The organism is Microbacterium excoecariae (assembly GCF_011326725.1).
Lineage (GTDB): Bacteria > Actinomycetota > Actinomycetes > Actinomycetales > Microbacteriaceae > Microbacterium > Microbacterium excoecariae.
The window spans coordinates 320,787-334,518 of sequence record NZ_JAANCO010000001.1; the positions used below are offsets into that span (position 1 = coordinate 320,787).

General features: G+C 73.2%; 15 protein-coding genes. 7 read left to right on the forward strand and 8 right to left on the reverse strand.

What is annotated here, in order from left to right:
* Positions 1-35 precede the first annotated feature (35 nt).
* Positions 36-914, forward strand: coding sequence for a formyltetrahydrofolate deformylase (gene purU / locus G8E01_RS01355; RefSeq protein WP_338100713.1), 879 nt, complete (start codon positions 36-38; stop codon positions 912-914).
* Between the two features lie 55 nt (positions 915-969).
* On the opposite strand, the gene G8E01_RS01360 is transcribed toward purU, so the two are convergent.
* Positions 970-2,940, reverse strand: a complete 1,971-nt coding sequence (locus G8E01_RS01360) for a M13 family metallopeptidase (protein WP_420826033.1) — start codon at positions 2,938-2,940, stop codon at positions 970-972.
* A gap of 65 nt (positions 2,941-3,005) precedes the next feature.
* On the opposite strand from G8E01_RS01360, the gene G8E01_RS01365 reads away from it, so the two are divergent.
* Positions 3,006-4,328: an MATE family efflux transporter gene (locus G8E01_RS01365; protein WP_166314839.1), complete on the forward strand. Its 1,323-nt coding sequence runs from the start codon at positions 3,006-3,008 to the stop codon at positions 4,326-4,328.
* Positions 4,329-4,341: 13 nt separating this feature from the next.
* On the opposite strand, the gene G8E01_RS01370 is transcribed toward G8E01_RS01365, so the two are convergent.
* Positions 4,342-4,974 carry a TrmH family RNA methyltransferase gene (locus G8E01_RS01370; RefSeq protein WP_338100714.1) on the reverse strand — a complete coding sequence of 211 codons (633 nt, stop codon included), beginning with the start codon at positions 4,972-4,974 and terminating at the stop codon, positions 4,342-4,344.
* Between the two features lie 70 nt (positions 4,975-5,044).
* On the opposite strand from G8E01_RS01370, the gene G8E01_RS01375 reads away from it, so the two are divergent.
* Complete coding sequence (locus G8E01_RS01375) at positions 5,045-6,289, forward strand: Nramp family divalent metal transporter (protein WP_205827196.1); 1,245 nt, start codon at positions 5,045-5,047, stop codon at positions 6,287-6,289.
* Here G8E01_RS01375 and G8E01_RS01380 read toward each other — a convergent pair.
* Both G8E01_RS01380 and G8E01_RS01385 read right to left on the reverse strand, forming a co-directional pair.
* Positions 6,279-6,914 carry a metal-dependent transcriptional regulator gene (locus G8E01_RS01380; RefSeq protein ID WP_166314845.1) on the reverse strand — a complete coding sequence of 212 codons (636 nt, stop codon included), beginning with the start codon at positions 6,912-6,914 and terminating at the stop codon, positions 6,279-6,281. The genes G8E01_RS01375 and G8E01_RS01380 overlap by 11 nt on opposite strands.
* A 23-nt stretch (positions 6,915-6,937) precedes the next feature.
* Complete coding sequence (locus G8E01_RS01385; protein WP_166314847.1) at positions 6,938-7,924, reverse strand: SDR family NAD(P)-dependent oxidoreductase; 987 nt, start codon at positions 7,922-7,924, stop codon at positions 6,938-6,940.
* A gap of 116 nt (positions 7,925-8,040) precedes the next feature.
* On the opposite strand from G8E01_RS01385, the gene G8E01_RS01390 reads away from it, so the two are divergent.
* Together G8E01_RS01390 and G8E01_RS12910 are read left to right on the forward strand one after the other, a co-directional pair.
* On the forward strand, positions 8,041-8,829 hold the full coding sequence (locus tag G8E01_RS01390) for an HAD-IIA family hydrolase (RefSeq protein ID WP_166314849.1): 789 nt from the start codon (positions 8,041-8,043) through the stop codon (positions 8,827-8,829).
* Positions 8,822-8,956, forward strand: a complete 135-nt coding sequence (locus G8E01_RS12910) for a hypothetical protein (RefSeq protein WP_268866083.1) — start codon at positions 8,822-8,824, stop codon at positions 8,954-8,956. Before G8E01_RS01390 ends, G8E01_RS12910 begins: the two co-directional genes overlap by 8 nt.
* Positions 8,957-8,964: 8 nt before the next feature.
* Here the strand turns inward: G8E01_RS12910 and G8E01_RS01395 are convergent, their stop codons facing one another.
* Both G8E01_RS01395 and pyrE read right to left on the reverse strand, forming a co-directional pair.
* On the reverse strand, positions 8,965-9,882 hold the full coding sequence (locus tag G8E01_RS01395) for an ROK family protein (protein ID WP_166314851.1): 918 nt from the start codon (positions 9,880-9,882) through the stop codon (positions 8,965-8,967).
* 53 nt (positions 9,883-9,935) lie between these two features.
* Positions 9,936-10,514, reverse strand: a complete 579-nt coding sequence (pyrE, locus tag G8E01_RS01400; protein WP_155049351.1) for an orotate phosphoribosyltransferase — start codon at positions 10,512-10,514, stop codon at positions 9,936-9,938.
* A 59-nt stretch (positions 10,515-10,573) separates the two neighbouring features.
* Here pyrE and G8E01_RS01405 point away from each other — a divergent pair, with 59 nt between their 5' ends.
* Positions 10,574-10,831, forward strand: a complete 258-nt coding sequence (locus G8E01_RS01405) for a hypothetical protein (RefSeq protein WP_166314853.1) — start codon at positions 10,574-10,576, stop codon at positions 10,829-10,831.
* A 31-nt stretch (positions 10,832-10,862) separates the two neighbouring features.
* Positions 10,863-11,705, forward strand: a complete 843-nt coding sequence (locus tag G8E01_RS01410; protein WP_166314855.1) for an exodeoxyribonuclease III — start codon at positions 10,863-10,865, stop codon at positions 11,703-11,705.
* Here G8E01_RS01410 and G8E01_RS01415 read toward each other — a convergent pair.
* Complete coding sequence (locus G8E01_RS01415; protein ID WP_166314857.1) at positions 11,702-12,346, reverse strand: response regulator; 645 nt, start codon at positions 12,344-12,346, stop codon at positions 11,702-11,704. The two genes, G8E01_RS01410 and G8E01_RS01415, sit on opposite strands and share 4 nt — an antisense overlap.
* A complete protein-coding gene (locus G8E01_RS01420; RefSeq protein ID WP_166314859.1) occupies positions 12,343-13,641 on the reverse strand; it encodes a sensor histidine kinase in 1,299 nt (432 codons plus the stop codon). The genes G8E01_RS01415 and G8E01_RS01420 overlap by 4 nt, the downstream gene beginning before the upstream one ends.
* Positions 13,642-13,732 lie beyond the last annotated feature (91 nt).

Here is a 13,732-nt window from a genome sequence, read left to right on the forward strand (position 1 = left end):
CGGGCCCCACGGCCCGCGTGCGGCATGATGGGCGGGTGAGCTCGCAGATCCCGACCCAGCCCGACCACGCCTGCCTCATCGTCCAGGGGCCCGACCGGCCCGGGCTCGTCGCGGCGATCACGAAGCTCATCGAGCGCGGATCCGGCAACATCGTCTCGCTCGACCAGTTCTCCTCGGATCCGTCCGGCGGCGACTTCTTCCAGCGCGTCGTCTTCCACCGCCCGGAGCTCGCGGCCGCGAAGCTCGACATCGAGGCCGACCTCGAGCGAACCCTGACGCCGCTCGGCATGACGTGGACGCTGCGCGACATGGGCACACCCAAGCGCATGGCGATTCTCGCCTCGCAGAGCGACCACTGCCTGCTGGACCTCCTGTGGCGCTACCGCCGCGGCGAGCTGCCCGTGTCGATCCCCATGGTCGTGTCGAACCACACGACGTCGGCGGAGGACGTGCGCGCGCTCGGCGTGCCGTTCTTCCACGTGCCGTCGCAGGCGGGGCCGGACAAGTCCGCCTCGGAGGCGGAGATCCTCTCGCTGCTGCGCGGCAACGTCGACTTCGTCGTCCTGGCGCGCTACATGCAGGTGCTCTCGAACGACTTCCTCGAGAAGGTGGGGGTGCCGGTCATCAACATCCACCACTCGTTCCTGCCGGCCTTCATCGGGGCGAACCCGTACAAGAAGGCGAAGGAGCGCGGGGTCAAGCTCATCGGCGCGACGAGCCACTATGTGACGGAGGACCTGGACGAGGGCCCCATCATCGAGCAGGACGTCGCGCGCGTGACGCACGCCGACTCGGCGGCCGACCTGCGCCGCCACGGCGCCGACGTCGAGCGCGCGGTCCTCAGCCGCGCCGTGCTCTGGCACGCGCAGGACCGCGTGATCCGGCACGGCAACCACACGATCGTCTTCGCGTAGCCCGCCGGACGGCGCCGGCCCGGGGCGAGGGTTCGCCCCGGGCCGGCGCCTGGCGTCACCAGATGGTCACGCGCGCGCCGGGCTCGAGCCACAGCGCGTCGGCGTCGGTCACGCCGAACTCCTCGTAGAACGCGTCGATGTTGCGCACGATCTGGTTGCAGCGGAACTCGTTCGGCGAGTGCGGGTCGACCGCGAGGAGGCGGATAGTCTCGGCGTCGCGGCCCTTCTGCTGCCACACCTGCGCCCACGAGAGGAAGACGCGCGACAGGCCCGAGAGGCCGTCGATCGTCTCGGGCTCCGCCCCCTCGAGCGACAGCGCGTAGGCCTTCAGCGCGATCCCGAGGCCGCCGAGGTCGCCGATGTTCTCGCCGATCGTGAGGGCGCCGTTGACGTGGTGCTCGGGGTCCAGCCCCTCCGGCGTGAGGGCCTCGTACTGGGCGATGAGGCTCGCCGTGCGCTCCTCGAACGCCGCGCGGTCGGCGTCGGTCCACCAGTTGTTGAGCGCGCCCGTGCCGTCGTACTGCGAGCCCTGGTCGTCGAATCCGTGCCCGATCTCGTGGCCGATCACGGCGCCGATCCCGCCGTAGTTGGCGGCCGCGTCGCGCTCGGGGTCGAAGAACGGGTACTGCAGGATCGCCGCGGGGAACACGATCTCGTTCATGAGCGGGTGGTAGTAGGCGTTGACCGTCTGCGGCGTCATGAGCCACTCCTCGCGGTCGATCGGCTGGCCGACCTTCGCGAGCTGGCGATCGTGCTCGAACGCGCTCGCCCGGCGGACGTTGCCGACCAGGTCTGCCGGGTCGATCTCGAGCGCGGCGTAGTCGACCCACTTCGTGGGGTAGCCGACCTTCGGCGTAAACGCATCGAGCTTCTCCAGCGCCCGCTCTCGGGTCGCGGGGCTCATCCACTCCAGCGTCTCGATCGAGCCGCGGTAGGCCTCGATAAGGTTCGCGACGAGCGCGTCGATCTCGGCCTTGGCCTGCGGCGGGAAGTGCCGCTCGACGTACACCCTGCCGATGGCCTCCCCCATGGCGCCCTCCGCGAGGCTGACGCCGCGCTTCCAGCGCTCGCGGTTCTCCGGCACGCCCTGCAGCGTGGTCCCCACGAAAGAGAAGTTCTCCGCGACGATCTCGTCGATCAGGTACGGCGCCGCGGCGCGGACGACCTTCCAGCGCAGCCACGCCTTCCAGTCCTCGAGCCGCTCGGCGGTCAGGAGCGTGCCGAGGCCCTCGAGGAAGGAGGGCTGGTAGACGGTCACCGCGTCGAAGGCGGCCGCTGATCCCCCGCCGAGGAGGCCGTCGAGCCACGGGGCCAGGTCGACGCCCACGAGCCCCTGCGCCTCGGCGAACGTCATGGGGTTGTAGGTCGCGACGGCGTCGCGGCTGCGCACGTTGTCCCAGTGGTGACTCGCCACCTCCGTCTCCAGGGCGAGGATCCGCTCGGCGTCGCCGGCCGGATCCGCCATGCCCGCGAGCGCGAGCATCCGCTCGACGTGCGCGCGGAAGGCGTCGCGGGTCTCGGCGAAGCGCTCTTCGCGGTAGTACTGCTCGTCCGGCAGCGAGATGCCCGACTGCACGAGGAAGGGGATGTACCGCGTGGGGTCGCCCGGGTCCGGCTCGACAAACACCCCGATGACGTTGCTGACGCCCTCGCGGTCGAGCGCGCCGACCGTGCGCAGGAATCCGGGCAGGTCGGTCACGGCCGCGACGCGCTCCAGCGGCTCGCGGATCGGGTCAAGGCCGCGGCGGGCGATCTCGGCCGTGTCCATGAAGCTCGTGAACAGATCGCCGACCTTGCGGGGCTCGGAGCCCTCCTCGGCCGCACGCGATTCCTCGACGATCTGCCGCACGTCCTTCTCGGCCTGCTCGGCGAGCTGATGGAAGGCGCCCCAGCGCGCCTTGTCGCTGGGGATGTCGGTGCGCTCGATCCAGGATCCGTTGACGTACCGGTAGAGGTCGTCCTGCGGGCGGATGGAGTCGGAGAATTCCTCGGTCGCGAGGCCAGCGGGAAGCGTCATGGCCTCCATCGTAGGTTCGCCCACCGACGTCGGCGCGCGCGGGCGGCGTCGGACGCCCGCCCTACGCTTATGCCATGGCCCCGCAGCGCACGCTCAACCGCGACATCCTCTGGCTCGCGGTGCCCGCGTTCGGGTCGCTCGTCGTCGAGCCGATCTTCCTCGCGCTCGACTCGGCCATGGTCGGCCACCTCGGCGTGGCCGAGCTGGCGGGCCTCGGCATCGCCTCGAGCGTGCTCCAGACCCTCGTCGGCCTGATGGTCTTCCTCGCCTACGCGACGACGCCGGCGGTCGCCCGCCTCCACGGCGCGGGCGACGACGCGCGGGCGGTCTCCCGCGGGATCGACGGGATGTGGCTCGCGGTCGGCATCGGCGCGGTCCTCGCGGTCGCGGGCTACGCCCTCGCGCCGTGGGCCGTCGGCCTGTTCGGGCCCACGCCCGAGGTGGCGGCGGAGGCCGAGGCCTACCTCGGGCTCAGCATGTGGGGGCTGCCCGCCATGCTCGTCGTCTTCGCCGCGACCGGTCTCCTGCGCGGGCTCCAGAACACCGTGACGCCGCTGTGGATCGCGGGGCTCGGCTTCGCCGCCAACGCGCTCCTCAACTGGCTGTTCATGTACGGCCTCGGCTGGGGCATCGCCGGATCCGCCGCCGGCACGGTCGCCGCGCAGTGGGGCATGGTCGTCGCGTACGCAGGCATCGCCGCGCGGCTCGCCAAGCGGCACCGATCCGCCGCCCTCCCCTCGCGCGCCGGCCTCGGCGGCACGGCCCTGACGGGCGGGTGGCTGCTCCTGCGCACGGTCGCGCTGCGCGCCGGCCTGCTCCTCACCGTCGCGGCCGCGACGGCGCTCGGCACCGAGGAGCTCGCGGGGTGGCAGATCGTCTTCACGATCGGATCCACGGCGGCCTTTGCGCTCGACGCGCTCGCGATCGCCGCGCAGGCCCTCATCGGGAAGTACCTCGGCTCGGGGGACGAGGCGAGCGTGCGGTACGTGCTCCGGCGCACCGTCGCCTGGGGCGCGTGGTGCGGCGTCGCGATCGGCCTGCTCATCGCGGGCCTCGCGCCCGTTCTCGGCGTCGCGTTCACCGGCGAGTGGGAGATGTCCTGGCTGACCCTCCCCGCGCTCGTCGCGATGGGCGCCCTGCAGCCGCTCGCGGGCGTCGTCTACGTCCTCGACGGCGTGCTCATGGGCGCGAACGACGCGCGCTATCTCGCCCTCGCGGGGGCCGTGAACCTCGTCCCGTTCCTCGCCTACCTGCTGATCCTGCTGATGGCGCGGCCGGCGGGGTCCTGGGGCCTCGTGGGCGTCGCGATCGCGTTCTTCGGCGTGCTCATGGGAATGCGGGCGTGGACGCTCGGCCGCCGGGTGCGCGGATCCGCGTGGCTGCGCCAGGCGGGGTGAGCCCCGGCCGGGCCTAGGCCCAGCGGCGGCACCACTCGTACATGACGACCGCGCCCGCGGCCGAGGCGTTGATGGACCGGGTCGAGCCGTACTGCGTGATCTCGATGTGGCTCGTGGCGGCCGCGAGCGCCTCCTCGGTGAGCCCCGGCCCCTCCTGACCGAAGAGGAACACGCAGCGCTCGGGGAGGTCCGCGCGGTCGACGGGCACGGCGTCGCCGACGTTGTCCACCGCGACGACGGGGATCCCCTCCGCCGCCGCCCACTCCCGGAACTCCGCGACGCTCGCGTGGTGCACGACGTGCTGGTAGCGGTCGGTGACCATGGCGCCGCGGCGATTCCAGCGCTTCCGGCCGACGATGTGGACGGTGTCGGCGAGGAACGCGTTCGCGCTGCGCACGATCGAGCCGATGTTCATGTCGTGCTGCCAGTTCTCGATCGCGACGTGGAACGAGTGCCGGCGCGTGTCGAGGTCCGCGACGATCGCGTCCATCCGCCAGTAGCGGTAGCCGTCGACGACGTTGCGGCTGTCGCCGGCCGCGAGCAGTTCGGGATCCCACCAGTCGCCGTCCGGCCACGTCCCCGGCCAGGGGCCGACGCCGTGGGTCGACTGCTCGCGGTGGGGCTCGGGCGCGGGGGTCTCGCTCACTCCCCCATCGTCCCACTCCCCGGGCGATTCGAATTTTTCGGTACACCGAAAAATGTGCCACACTGGCCGCATGACGCCCGCGACCGGCACCGCTGCCCCCCGATCCGCCTGGCTGCTCGGCCCCGCGCTCGTCGCCGGCGTCGCCTACCTGGATCCCGGTAACGTCGCGACCAACATGTCCGCGGGCGCGCGGTTCGGCTACCTGCTCGTCTGGGTCGTCGTCCTCGGCAACGCCATGGCGTGGCTCATCCAGTACCTCTCCGCGAAGCTCGGCGTCGTCACGGACCGCAGCCTCGCGGAGACGATCGGGGCGCGGATCCGCTCACCCTGGGCGCGCCGGGCGTACTGGGCGCAGGCCGAGCTCGTCGCGATGGCGACCGACGTCGCGGAGGTCATCGGCGGCGCCGTCGCGCTCTGGCTCCTCTTCGACGTGCCGCTCCTGGCCGGCGGCCTCATCACGGGCGCGGTCTCGATGGCGCTGCTCGCGATCCAGTCCCGCCGCGGGGCCCGGCCGTTCGAAACGGTCATCATCGGGCTCATGGCGATCATCGCGGTCGGCTTCACCGTCGGCGTCTTCGTGGGGCCGCCCGACGGCCCCTCGGTGCTCGCGGGGCTCGTGCCCCGCTTCGAGGGCGCGGACTCCGTGCTGCTCGCCGCCTCGATCCTCGGCGCCACGGTCATGCCCCACGCCATCTACGCGCACTCCGCGCTCGCGCGCGACCGGTTCGCGCGCGACGACCTCGGGGGCACCCCGCGGCCGGCGCGGATCCGCCGCCTCCTCCGCGCCACCCGATGGGACGTCACGATCGCGCTGGCGATCGCCGGCACGGTCAACCTCGCGATCCTCCTCCTCGGCGCGGCGAACCTGCCCGGCGTCCCGGGCACCGACAGCCTCGAGGGCGCGCACGCGGCGCTCGCCGACAGCCTCGGGCCCGCGATCGCGACGCTGTTCGCCGTGGGTCTCCTGGCGTCGGGCCTCGCCTCGACGTCGGTCGGCGCCTACGCCGGGTCCGAGATCATGCAGGGGCTCCTGCACGTCCGGATCCCCCTACTCGCGCGCCGCGGCATCACGCTCGTGCCCGCGCTCGGGATCCTCGCGATCGGCTACGACCCGACGACGGCCCTCATCCTCAGCCAGGTCGTGCTGTCGTTCGGGATCCCGTTCGCGCTCGTCCCGCTCGTCGTCATCACGGCCCAGCGGCGGACGCTCGGCGGCCACCGCAACCGCTGGTGGACCACGGGCCTCGGCGCACTCTTCAGCGCGTTCCTCATCGCGCTGAACGGCGTGCTCCTCTGGCTCACGTTCACGCCGTGAGCCAGACCGCCTCCCGCGCGCCCTCGGGGAGCTCGACGTCGCGGTCGCCGAGCGCGGCGCCCCGATCCGTCACGGTCAGCTCGCTCCCCACGTCGATGCCGCAGCTCGTAATGGCGCGCAGCAGCATCGGATCCCGGTCCAGGACCCGCAGCACGCGGCCCGTGTGCCCGGGCCCGGCGTCACCCAGGAGGACGAACGGCTCGCGCTCGACGGATCCGTCGGGGCGCGGGATCGCGTCGCCGTGCGGGTCGAACCGCGGGAAGCCGAGGCGCTCGTCGACGCCGGCGAGCAGCCGGTCGCTGACCGCGTGCTCGAGCACCTCGGCCTCGTCGTGCACCTCGTCCCACGTGTAGCCGAATTCGCGCACGAGCCACGTCTCGATGAGGCGGTGCCGCCGCGTCATCGCCACGGCCCGCGCGCGCCCCTCGTCCGTCAGCGTGACGGCCCGATACGGCTGATGCGACACGAGGCCCGAGGCGGCGAGCTTCTTGACCATCTCCGTCACGCTCGAGGGCGCGACGCCCAGCTTCGCGGCGAGCACGGACGGCGTGATCGGCGCGTCCTGCCACTCCGTGTGGGCGTAGATCGTCTTGAGATAGTCGTCGGCCGCGGGGCTCGTGGGCATGTCCCCAGCGTACGCGGGGCGGTTCAGCGGGCCGCCCGGGCCGCCTTCTCGAACGGCCAGGTCAGCCCGGCGAGGTGCTCGCACGCCTCCCAGAGCCGCGCGCGCACCTCCGGGTCCGACGACGTCGCCGACGGGCGCTGGCGCGCCGGCTCGCCGCGCGTAAGTAGCCGCGGCCCCCAGTACTCGCCGCCCTCGATCGACGGGTCCAGGAGCGCGCGGACGATCGGATCCGCGCCCGTGTCCTTGCCCTGCGCGATCGGGGCCTGCAGCCCGTCGCGTAGGCGCTTGAGGAGACCGGGCTCGTTCACGCCCGTGACCCGCGGCGAGCGCCCGCCGATCGAATAGCCGGGGTGGGCGACGACGCTGTCGACGGGAACGCCCGCGTCGCGCAGGCGCGCGTCGGCCTCGAACCCGAGGGCCTGGACGGCGACCTTCGACTGCACGTAGGCCTTCCACCCGCCGTAGCCGCTCTCGAGCTGCGGATCCTCCGGCGCGTACCGGCCGAGCAGGGTCGAGACGCTGCCGAGCCAGACCATGCGGGGGCGGTGACGCGGGGTGGCGGCCTTCGCGAGCTGCGTGAGCAGCTCGGCCCCGAGCACGAAGTGGCCGAGCGCGTTCGTGGCGAAGACGAGCTCGCGGCCGTCCCGCGTGGTCTCGCGCGCGTGCGGGGTGTGCACGACGCCCGCATTGAACACGACGCCGTCGAGGCGCGCGCGCTGGAAGAGGCCGCCCCGGACGCTGGCGGCCGCGGCGCGTATGGAACCGGGGTTCGCCACGTCGAGGAGCAGCGTCTCGACCGACGCGCCCGGCACGCGGGCCTCGAGCGCGTCGTGCGCCGCCTGGAGGCGGTTGGGGTGGCGGCCGCTCATGATCACGTGGGCGCCGGCGCGGGCGAGCTTCTCCGACGTGAAGAACCCGAGCCCCGCGTTCGCGCCGGTGACGAGGTAGCTGCGCCCGTCCTGGGGCGGCAGGTCCCGCGGATCCCAGGCGTCCGCCGCGCGTGTGCTCACGATGCGAGCGTAGGCCCGTCGTGTGTCCGGGGCGTTGCGGCACGCGGCGCGGGGGCGCCCCGGCGCGACACGCGGGGCGTTCCCCACGCCGGGCCCCGACGACCTACGCTTCAGTCATGGCGAGTCATGACGAGATCGAGTGCTGGCTGACCGACATGGACGGCGTGCTGGTGCACGAAAACCGCGCCATCCCGGGCGCCCCCGAGCTGCTGACCCAGTGGCGCGAGGACGGCACCCCGTTCCTCGTCCTCACGAACAACTCGATCTTCACCCCGCGCGACCTCTCCGCCCGCCTCCGCGCGAGCGGCATCGAGGTGCCCGAGGATCGCATCTGGACCTCCGCGCTCGCGACCGCGACCTTCCTGGGGAGCCAGTCCCCCGGCGGGACCGCGTACGTCGTCGGCGAGGCGGGGATCCTCACCGCCATGCACGAGGCGGGCTTCATCATGACCGAGTCGGATCCCGAATACGTCGTCATCGGCGAGACGCGCAACTACTCCTTCGAGGCGATCACCAAGGCGATCCGGCTCATCAACAACGGGGCCCGCTTCATCTCGACGAACCCCGACGCAACGGGGCCGTCGGCCGAGGGCCCGCTGCCCGCGACGGGCGCGATCAACGCGCTCATCACGAAGGCCACGAACCGCGAGCCCTACGTCGTCGGCAAGCCCAACCCGATGATGTTCCGCTCCGCGCTCAACCGGATCGGTGCGCACAGCGAGAACACGGGGATGATCGGCGACCGCATGGACACCGACATCGTCGCGGGCATCGAGGCCGGGCTGCACACGGTCCTCGTCATGAGCGGGATCAGCGACCAGCGCGAGATCGACCGCTACCCCTTCCGGCCGAGCGAGACGGTCGCGAGCGTGGCCGACCTCCTGCGGAAGCCCGCCGATGGGTGAGGCCTTTCTCGTCGTCGTCGCGCTGAGCTGCGTCGCCGCGATCGTCATGGGGATCCGGGCCCTCGGCCGCCTGAAGAACGGCCGCGACGACGACGACGCCTTCGGCCCGCGCCGCCCGCCGGAGTAGGGCGCGGCCTACGCGCGGAGCGCGAGCGCAGCCGCGCCGACGAGCGGGCCGTCGGGCCCGAGGCCGCTGCGGACGACGCGCGTGCGCGCCGCGTACGGCAGCACCGCCCAGTCGGCGAGCGAGGCCGCGACGAGCTCGACGTAATCGTCGCTCGCGAACGAGAAGCCGCCCGAGATCGCCACGACCTCGAGGTCGAGGAGGGTGGAGGCGTCGGCGAGCGCCCGCCCCACCGCGCGCGCCGAGCGCTCGATCGCCTCGCGCGCGACGCGGTCCGCGCGGCGCGCGTCGGCCGCCAGCTGCTCCCCCGTCGTGCCGCGCCAGCCCGCCAGCTGCGCCCACGTGACGCTCGCCGGGCCGGAGGCGATCTCCTCGAGCGTCAGCTCTCCCCCGTGCTCGGCCGCGTGCGTCTGACCGAGATGACCGGCGTTCCCCGAGGATCCGCCGACGGGGCGGCCGTCGACGACGATCCCGCCCCCCACGCCCGTCGACACGACGATCGACAGCGACGCGCGCGCGCCGGCGGCCGCGCCGAGCCACGCCTCGGCGAGCGCGAGCGCTCCCCCGTCGTGGCGGAGGACGACGCGAGGATCCGCCTGCCCCGTCGCGACGACGACGGCGTCGCGCACCGCCTCGGCGAGGGGAAAGCCCGCAAGGCCCGGCATGTTCACGGGCGCGATCGTGCCGGCGACGAGGTCCACGGGGCCGGCGGATCCGATCCCCGCCCCCGCGAGCGCGGCGCCCTGCGGGAGCGCGTCGAGGGCGTGCGCGACGACCGCGCTGACGGCCTGGCGCATCCCCGCGGGGTCGATCGCGCGCCCGGTCGGCTGGCGCGTGCGGCTGGCCGCGAGCACGGCGCCGGCCTCGTCGACCAGGGCGGCCTCGATCTTCGTGCCGCCGACGTCGACGGCGAGGGCAAAACGGGTCATGACGAAAAGCGTATCGACCGCGGGGCGGTCCGCCGCTCGCCGGGCGGAGCGCGCTACTGCGGGGCGAGCCCCAGGTCGTCCAGGTCGATCGCGGCGCGCCACTCGAGGCCCTCGGCCTCGATCGCGGCCTGCGCCCCCGTCTTGCGGTCGACGATGACGGCGACGGCCACCACCTCGGCGCCCGCGCGCCGCAGGGCCGCGACGGCCGTGAGGGCGGACTGGCCGGTCGTGGACGTGTCCTCGAGCACGACGACTCGCTTGCCCTCGACCTCGGCGCCCTCGATCTGGCGGCCGCGACCGTGGTCCTTCGGCTCCTTGCGGACGACGAACGCGTCCAGCGGGCGCGGCGTGGCGGCGGTCGCGTGCAGGACGGCGTTGGCGATGGGGTCCGCGCCGAGCGTCAGGCCGCCGACCGCGACCACGCCGTCGATGTCGGCGATGAGGTCGCTCATGATGCGGCCGATCGCGGGGGCCGCGCGGTGGTCGAGGGTGAGCTTGCGCATGTCCACGTAGTAGGTGGCCTGCTTGCCGCTCGAGAGCGTGAAGTCGCCGTGGAAGACCGCCTCGTCCGTGATGAGCTCGATGAGCTTCTGGCGGTCGTTCTCGGCAGCGGGCGTGGATGCGATGGCCATGCGGCCCAGTCTAGGCGGCCTCCGCCTCGTCGCCCGCGCCGTGCCCGTAGGCTGGCCGCATGGCAGAGCAGCCCCTCGAGGACTGGCTGGAGCGCCGCGCGCTCCCCCGGCCCGGCCTCTTTTCGGACGGATACGACCGCGACCACGTCGACCAGCGCCTGGACGAGGTGATCGCCCGGCTCCGCGCAGGCCGCGCCCTCACCGCGCTCGTCGACCGCCCCGACTTCCCCGCCGCGCCCCGCGCCCGGGCCTACGACCGGCGGGCCGTCGACGATCTCTTCGACAACCTCAAGTGGGGATCCGACCCGCGCGACTGAGGCGGATCCGCGAGCCGCCTAGGCTGGGGGTATGCGGATCGCGACCTGGAACGTCAACTCCGTCCGGGCGCGCGTCGATCGCGTCGTCTCCTTCGCGGAGCGCGCGGGCATCGATGTGCTCCTCATGCAGGAGATCAAGTGCAAGCCCCACCAGTTCCCCTTCGCGCCGTTCGAGGACGCGGGCTTTCACGTCGAGGCGCACGGGCTCAACCAGTGGAACGGCGTCGCGATCGCCAGCCGCCTGCCGCTCGAGGACGTGCAGTATTCCTTCCCCGGCATGCCCGGATTCCAGAAGGGGTATGAGGGCGACGACGCGCCGCTCGAGGCGCGCGCGATCTCCGCGCTCGTCGACGGCGCCCGGCTGTGGAGCCTCTACGTCCCCAACGGCCGCGGCCTCGACGACCCCCACTACGCCTACAAGCTGCACTTCTTCGAGAAGCTGCGCGACTACGTGCGAGACACGCTGCGGGCGGATCCGGACCTCCCCCTGGCCCTGACGGGCGACTTCAACGTCGCGCCGCTCGACGCCGACAACGGCGATCCGTCGATCGTCGAGGGCCAGACGACGCACGTCTCCCCCGCCGAGCGCGCCGCGTTCCGCTCCCTCGAGGAGGCCGGGCTCACCGACGTCGTGCGGCCGATCGTGCCGGACGGGTTCACCTTCTGGGACTACAAGCAGCTGCGCTTCCCGCGCAACGAGGGGCTGCGCATCGACTTCATCCTCGGCTCGCGCGCCTTCGCGGACGCCGTGGAGGGCGCGTCGATCGAGCGCGACGAGCGCAAGGGCGAGGGCCCGAGCGACCACGTCCCGGTCGTCGTCGACCTGAACCTCGACGGCGAGGACGAGGACGACCTGCCGATGATCTTCGGCTAGCCGAGCCCCCGGCGATGGGCCCAGACGACCGCGGCGACGCGGTCGCGGGATCCGGTCTTCTGCAGGATGTTCGAGACGTGGGTCTTCACCGTGGCCTCGCCGATGAACAGCCGCGCCGCGATCTCAGCGTTGCTCAGCGCGCCCGAGACAAGCCGCAGGACCTCGCGCTCCCGCTCGGTGAGATCCGCCGCCAGGAGCGGCTCGCCTGCGGCCGCGCCCGCCGCGTCGCCGTGCCGCGCGATGACCCGGCGGGTCACCTCGGGGGCGAGCAGCGCATCGCCCGAGGCCGCCACGCGCACCGCGTGCACGAGGTCCTCGGGGCGCGCGTTCTTCAGGAGGAACCCGCTCGCGCCGGCGTCGAGCGCCGCGAAGAGGTAGTCGTCGCGGTCGAAGGTCGTCACGATGACGACGCTCGCGGCGGATCCGGCCCGCACGATGCGGCGGGTCGCCTCGATGCCGTCCATGTCGGGCATCTGCACGTCCATGAACACGACGTCGGGGGCGAGGTGAGCGGCCCGCTCGACGGCCTCCGCCCCCGTCGCGGCCTCGCCCGCGATCTCGATGCCCGAGGCCTCGAGGATCATCCGAAAGCCCGCGCGCATCGTGGCGTGGTCGTCGACGAGGAGAACGCGGGGGCTCATGCGCTCCATCCTCCCCCGTCGGGCGCCTCCGCGAGCGGAACGCGGACCCGCACGAGGTACCCGCCGCCGTCGCGCGGCCCGGCCTCGAGGCGCGCGCCCATCGCCGTCGCGCGCTCGCGCATGCCGAGGGTGCCGAGCCCGGCGCGCGAGGCGAGCACGACCCGTCCCGTGTTCGCGACCTCGAGCTCGACGGCCCCCGCCTCGTGCCGCACGCGCACGTCGGCGCGCACGTTCGGGCCGCCGTGGCGACGCGCGTTGGTCAGCGCCTCCTGGGCGATGCGGAAGAGGTTCACCTGCACGAACGCCGGCACGCTCGCCTCCTCGCCCACAACCCGCAGCGTCGCCGGGGTCCCCGCCTCGTCGACGCCCCGCACGAGCGGATCCAGGCCCTCGAGCCCCAGCGTGGACGGCGCCTCGTCCTCCTCCGCGTCGCCGGAGCGCAGCGTGTCGAGGAGGTGCCGCAGCTCGCCGATCGCCTCGCGTGCGGAGGCCTCCACCGCCGCGAGCGCGCGCTTCGCGGCGGCCGGATCCGCGTCGACGACGGCGCGCGCGGCCCCCGCCTGCACCCCCATGGCCGACACGTGGTGCGCGACCACGTCGTGGAGCTCCCGCGCGATGCGCACGCGGTCGAGGGCGACGGCCTGCGCGGCGGCGAGCTCCTGCTGTTCCTCGAGCTGGCGGGTCCGCTCGGCGAGCGCCTGGCGGTTCAGCGCCGCGTCGTATGCCCGATCACCCATATAGAACGCGCCGCCGAAGAAGACGACGTTCACGAGCCACATGATGAGCATGTAGGCGAGCACGGGGGAGAGGACGCCCACGGCCGCGACGTCGGAGTTCGGGGCGTCCGTCGCCGCGCGGAACGTAGCGACGAGCATCCACACGAACATCGCGGCGATGATGCCGAGACGCGCATACAGCGCCCGGCGCCGGTTCTGCGACCACGCGCCGATCGTGTACATCGTGAGGAACAGCGCGACCTGCCCGACGTAGAGCTCGGGGACCCCCGCCTCCATTCCGACGATGTACACGACGTTCACGACGATCGCCACGGCGATCGGGAAGCGCCGCCGGACGACGAACGGGAGCGCGATGAGCGCGCCGTAGAGGATGCCCCAGCGCGCGTCGAGGCTCTCGGTTCCCATCAGCTGCGCGAAGAACCCCAGGACCGAGCTGAGGATGGCCGCCGCGAAGAGCCCGAGCCCGAGCCACACGTCGTTCCGCAGCTGCGCGGGGGTCGGCGGCTCGCGGACGAGCTCGGGGCGGGCGACGGCGGATCCGCCGGGGGACGAGGACATTCCCCCAGGCTAGGCGGGGCGGACCCCGCGCGCCTCCCTCTCTGGGGGGACCCCTTGTGCGCGCGGGGGGAGCGGGTCATCCTGGCAACGC

Coding starts and splice junctions, on each gene's coding strand:
- G8E01_RS01360 (WP_420826033.1), bottom strand. CDS start 2,940: ATGGAGGCCATGACGCTTCCCGCTGGCCTCGCGACCGAGGAATTCTCC.
- G8E01_RS01365 (WP_166314839.1), top strand. CDS start 3,006: ATGGCCCCGCAGCGCACGCTCAACCGCGACATCCTCTGGCTCGCGGTG.
- G8E01_RS01375 (WP_205827196.1), top strand. CDS start 5,045: ATGACGCCCGCGACCGGCACCGCTGCCCCCCGATCCGCCTGGCTGCTC.
- G8E01_RS01380 (WP_166314845.1), bottom strand. CDS start 6,914: ATGCCCACGAGCCCCGCGGCCGACGACTATCTCAAGACGATCTACGCC.
- G8E01_RS01390 (WP_166314849.1), top strand. CDS start 8,041: ATGGCGAGTCATGACGAGATCGAGTGCTGGCTGACCGACATGGACGGC.
- G8E01_RS12910 (WP_268866083.1), top strand. CDS start 8,822: ATGGGTGAGGCCTTTCTCGTCGTCGTCGCGCTGAGCTGCGTCGCCGCG.
- G8E01_RS01395 (WP_166314851.1), bottom strand. CDS start 9,882: ATGACCCGTTTTGCCCTCGCCGTCGACGTCGGCGGCACGAAGATCGAG.
- pyrE (WP_155049351.1), bottom strand. CDS start 10,514: ATGGCCATCGCATCCACGCCCGCTGCCGAGAACGACCGCCAGAAGCTC.
- G8E01_RS01405 (WP_166314853.1), top strand. CDS start 10,574: ATGGCAGAGCAGCCCCTCGAGGACTGGCTGGAGCGCCGCGCGCTCCCC.
- G8E01_RS01410 (WP_166314855.1), top strand. CDS start 10,863: ATGCGGATCGCGACCTGGAACGTCAACTCCGTCCGGGCGCGCGTCGAT.
- G8E01_RS01415 (WP_166314857.1), bottom strand. CDS start 12,346: ATGAGCCCCCGCGTTCTCCTCGTCGACGACCACGCCACGATGCGCGCG.
- G8E01_RS01420 (WP_166314859.1), bottom strand. CDS start 13,641: ATGTCCTCGTCCCCCGGCGGATCCGCCGTCGCCCGCCCCGAGCTCGTC.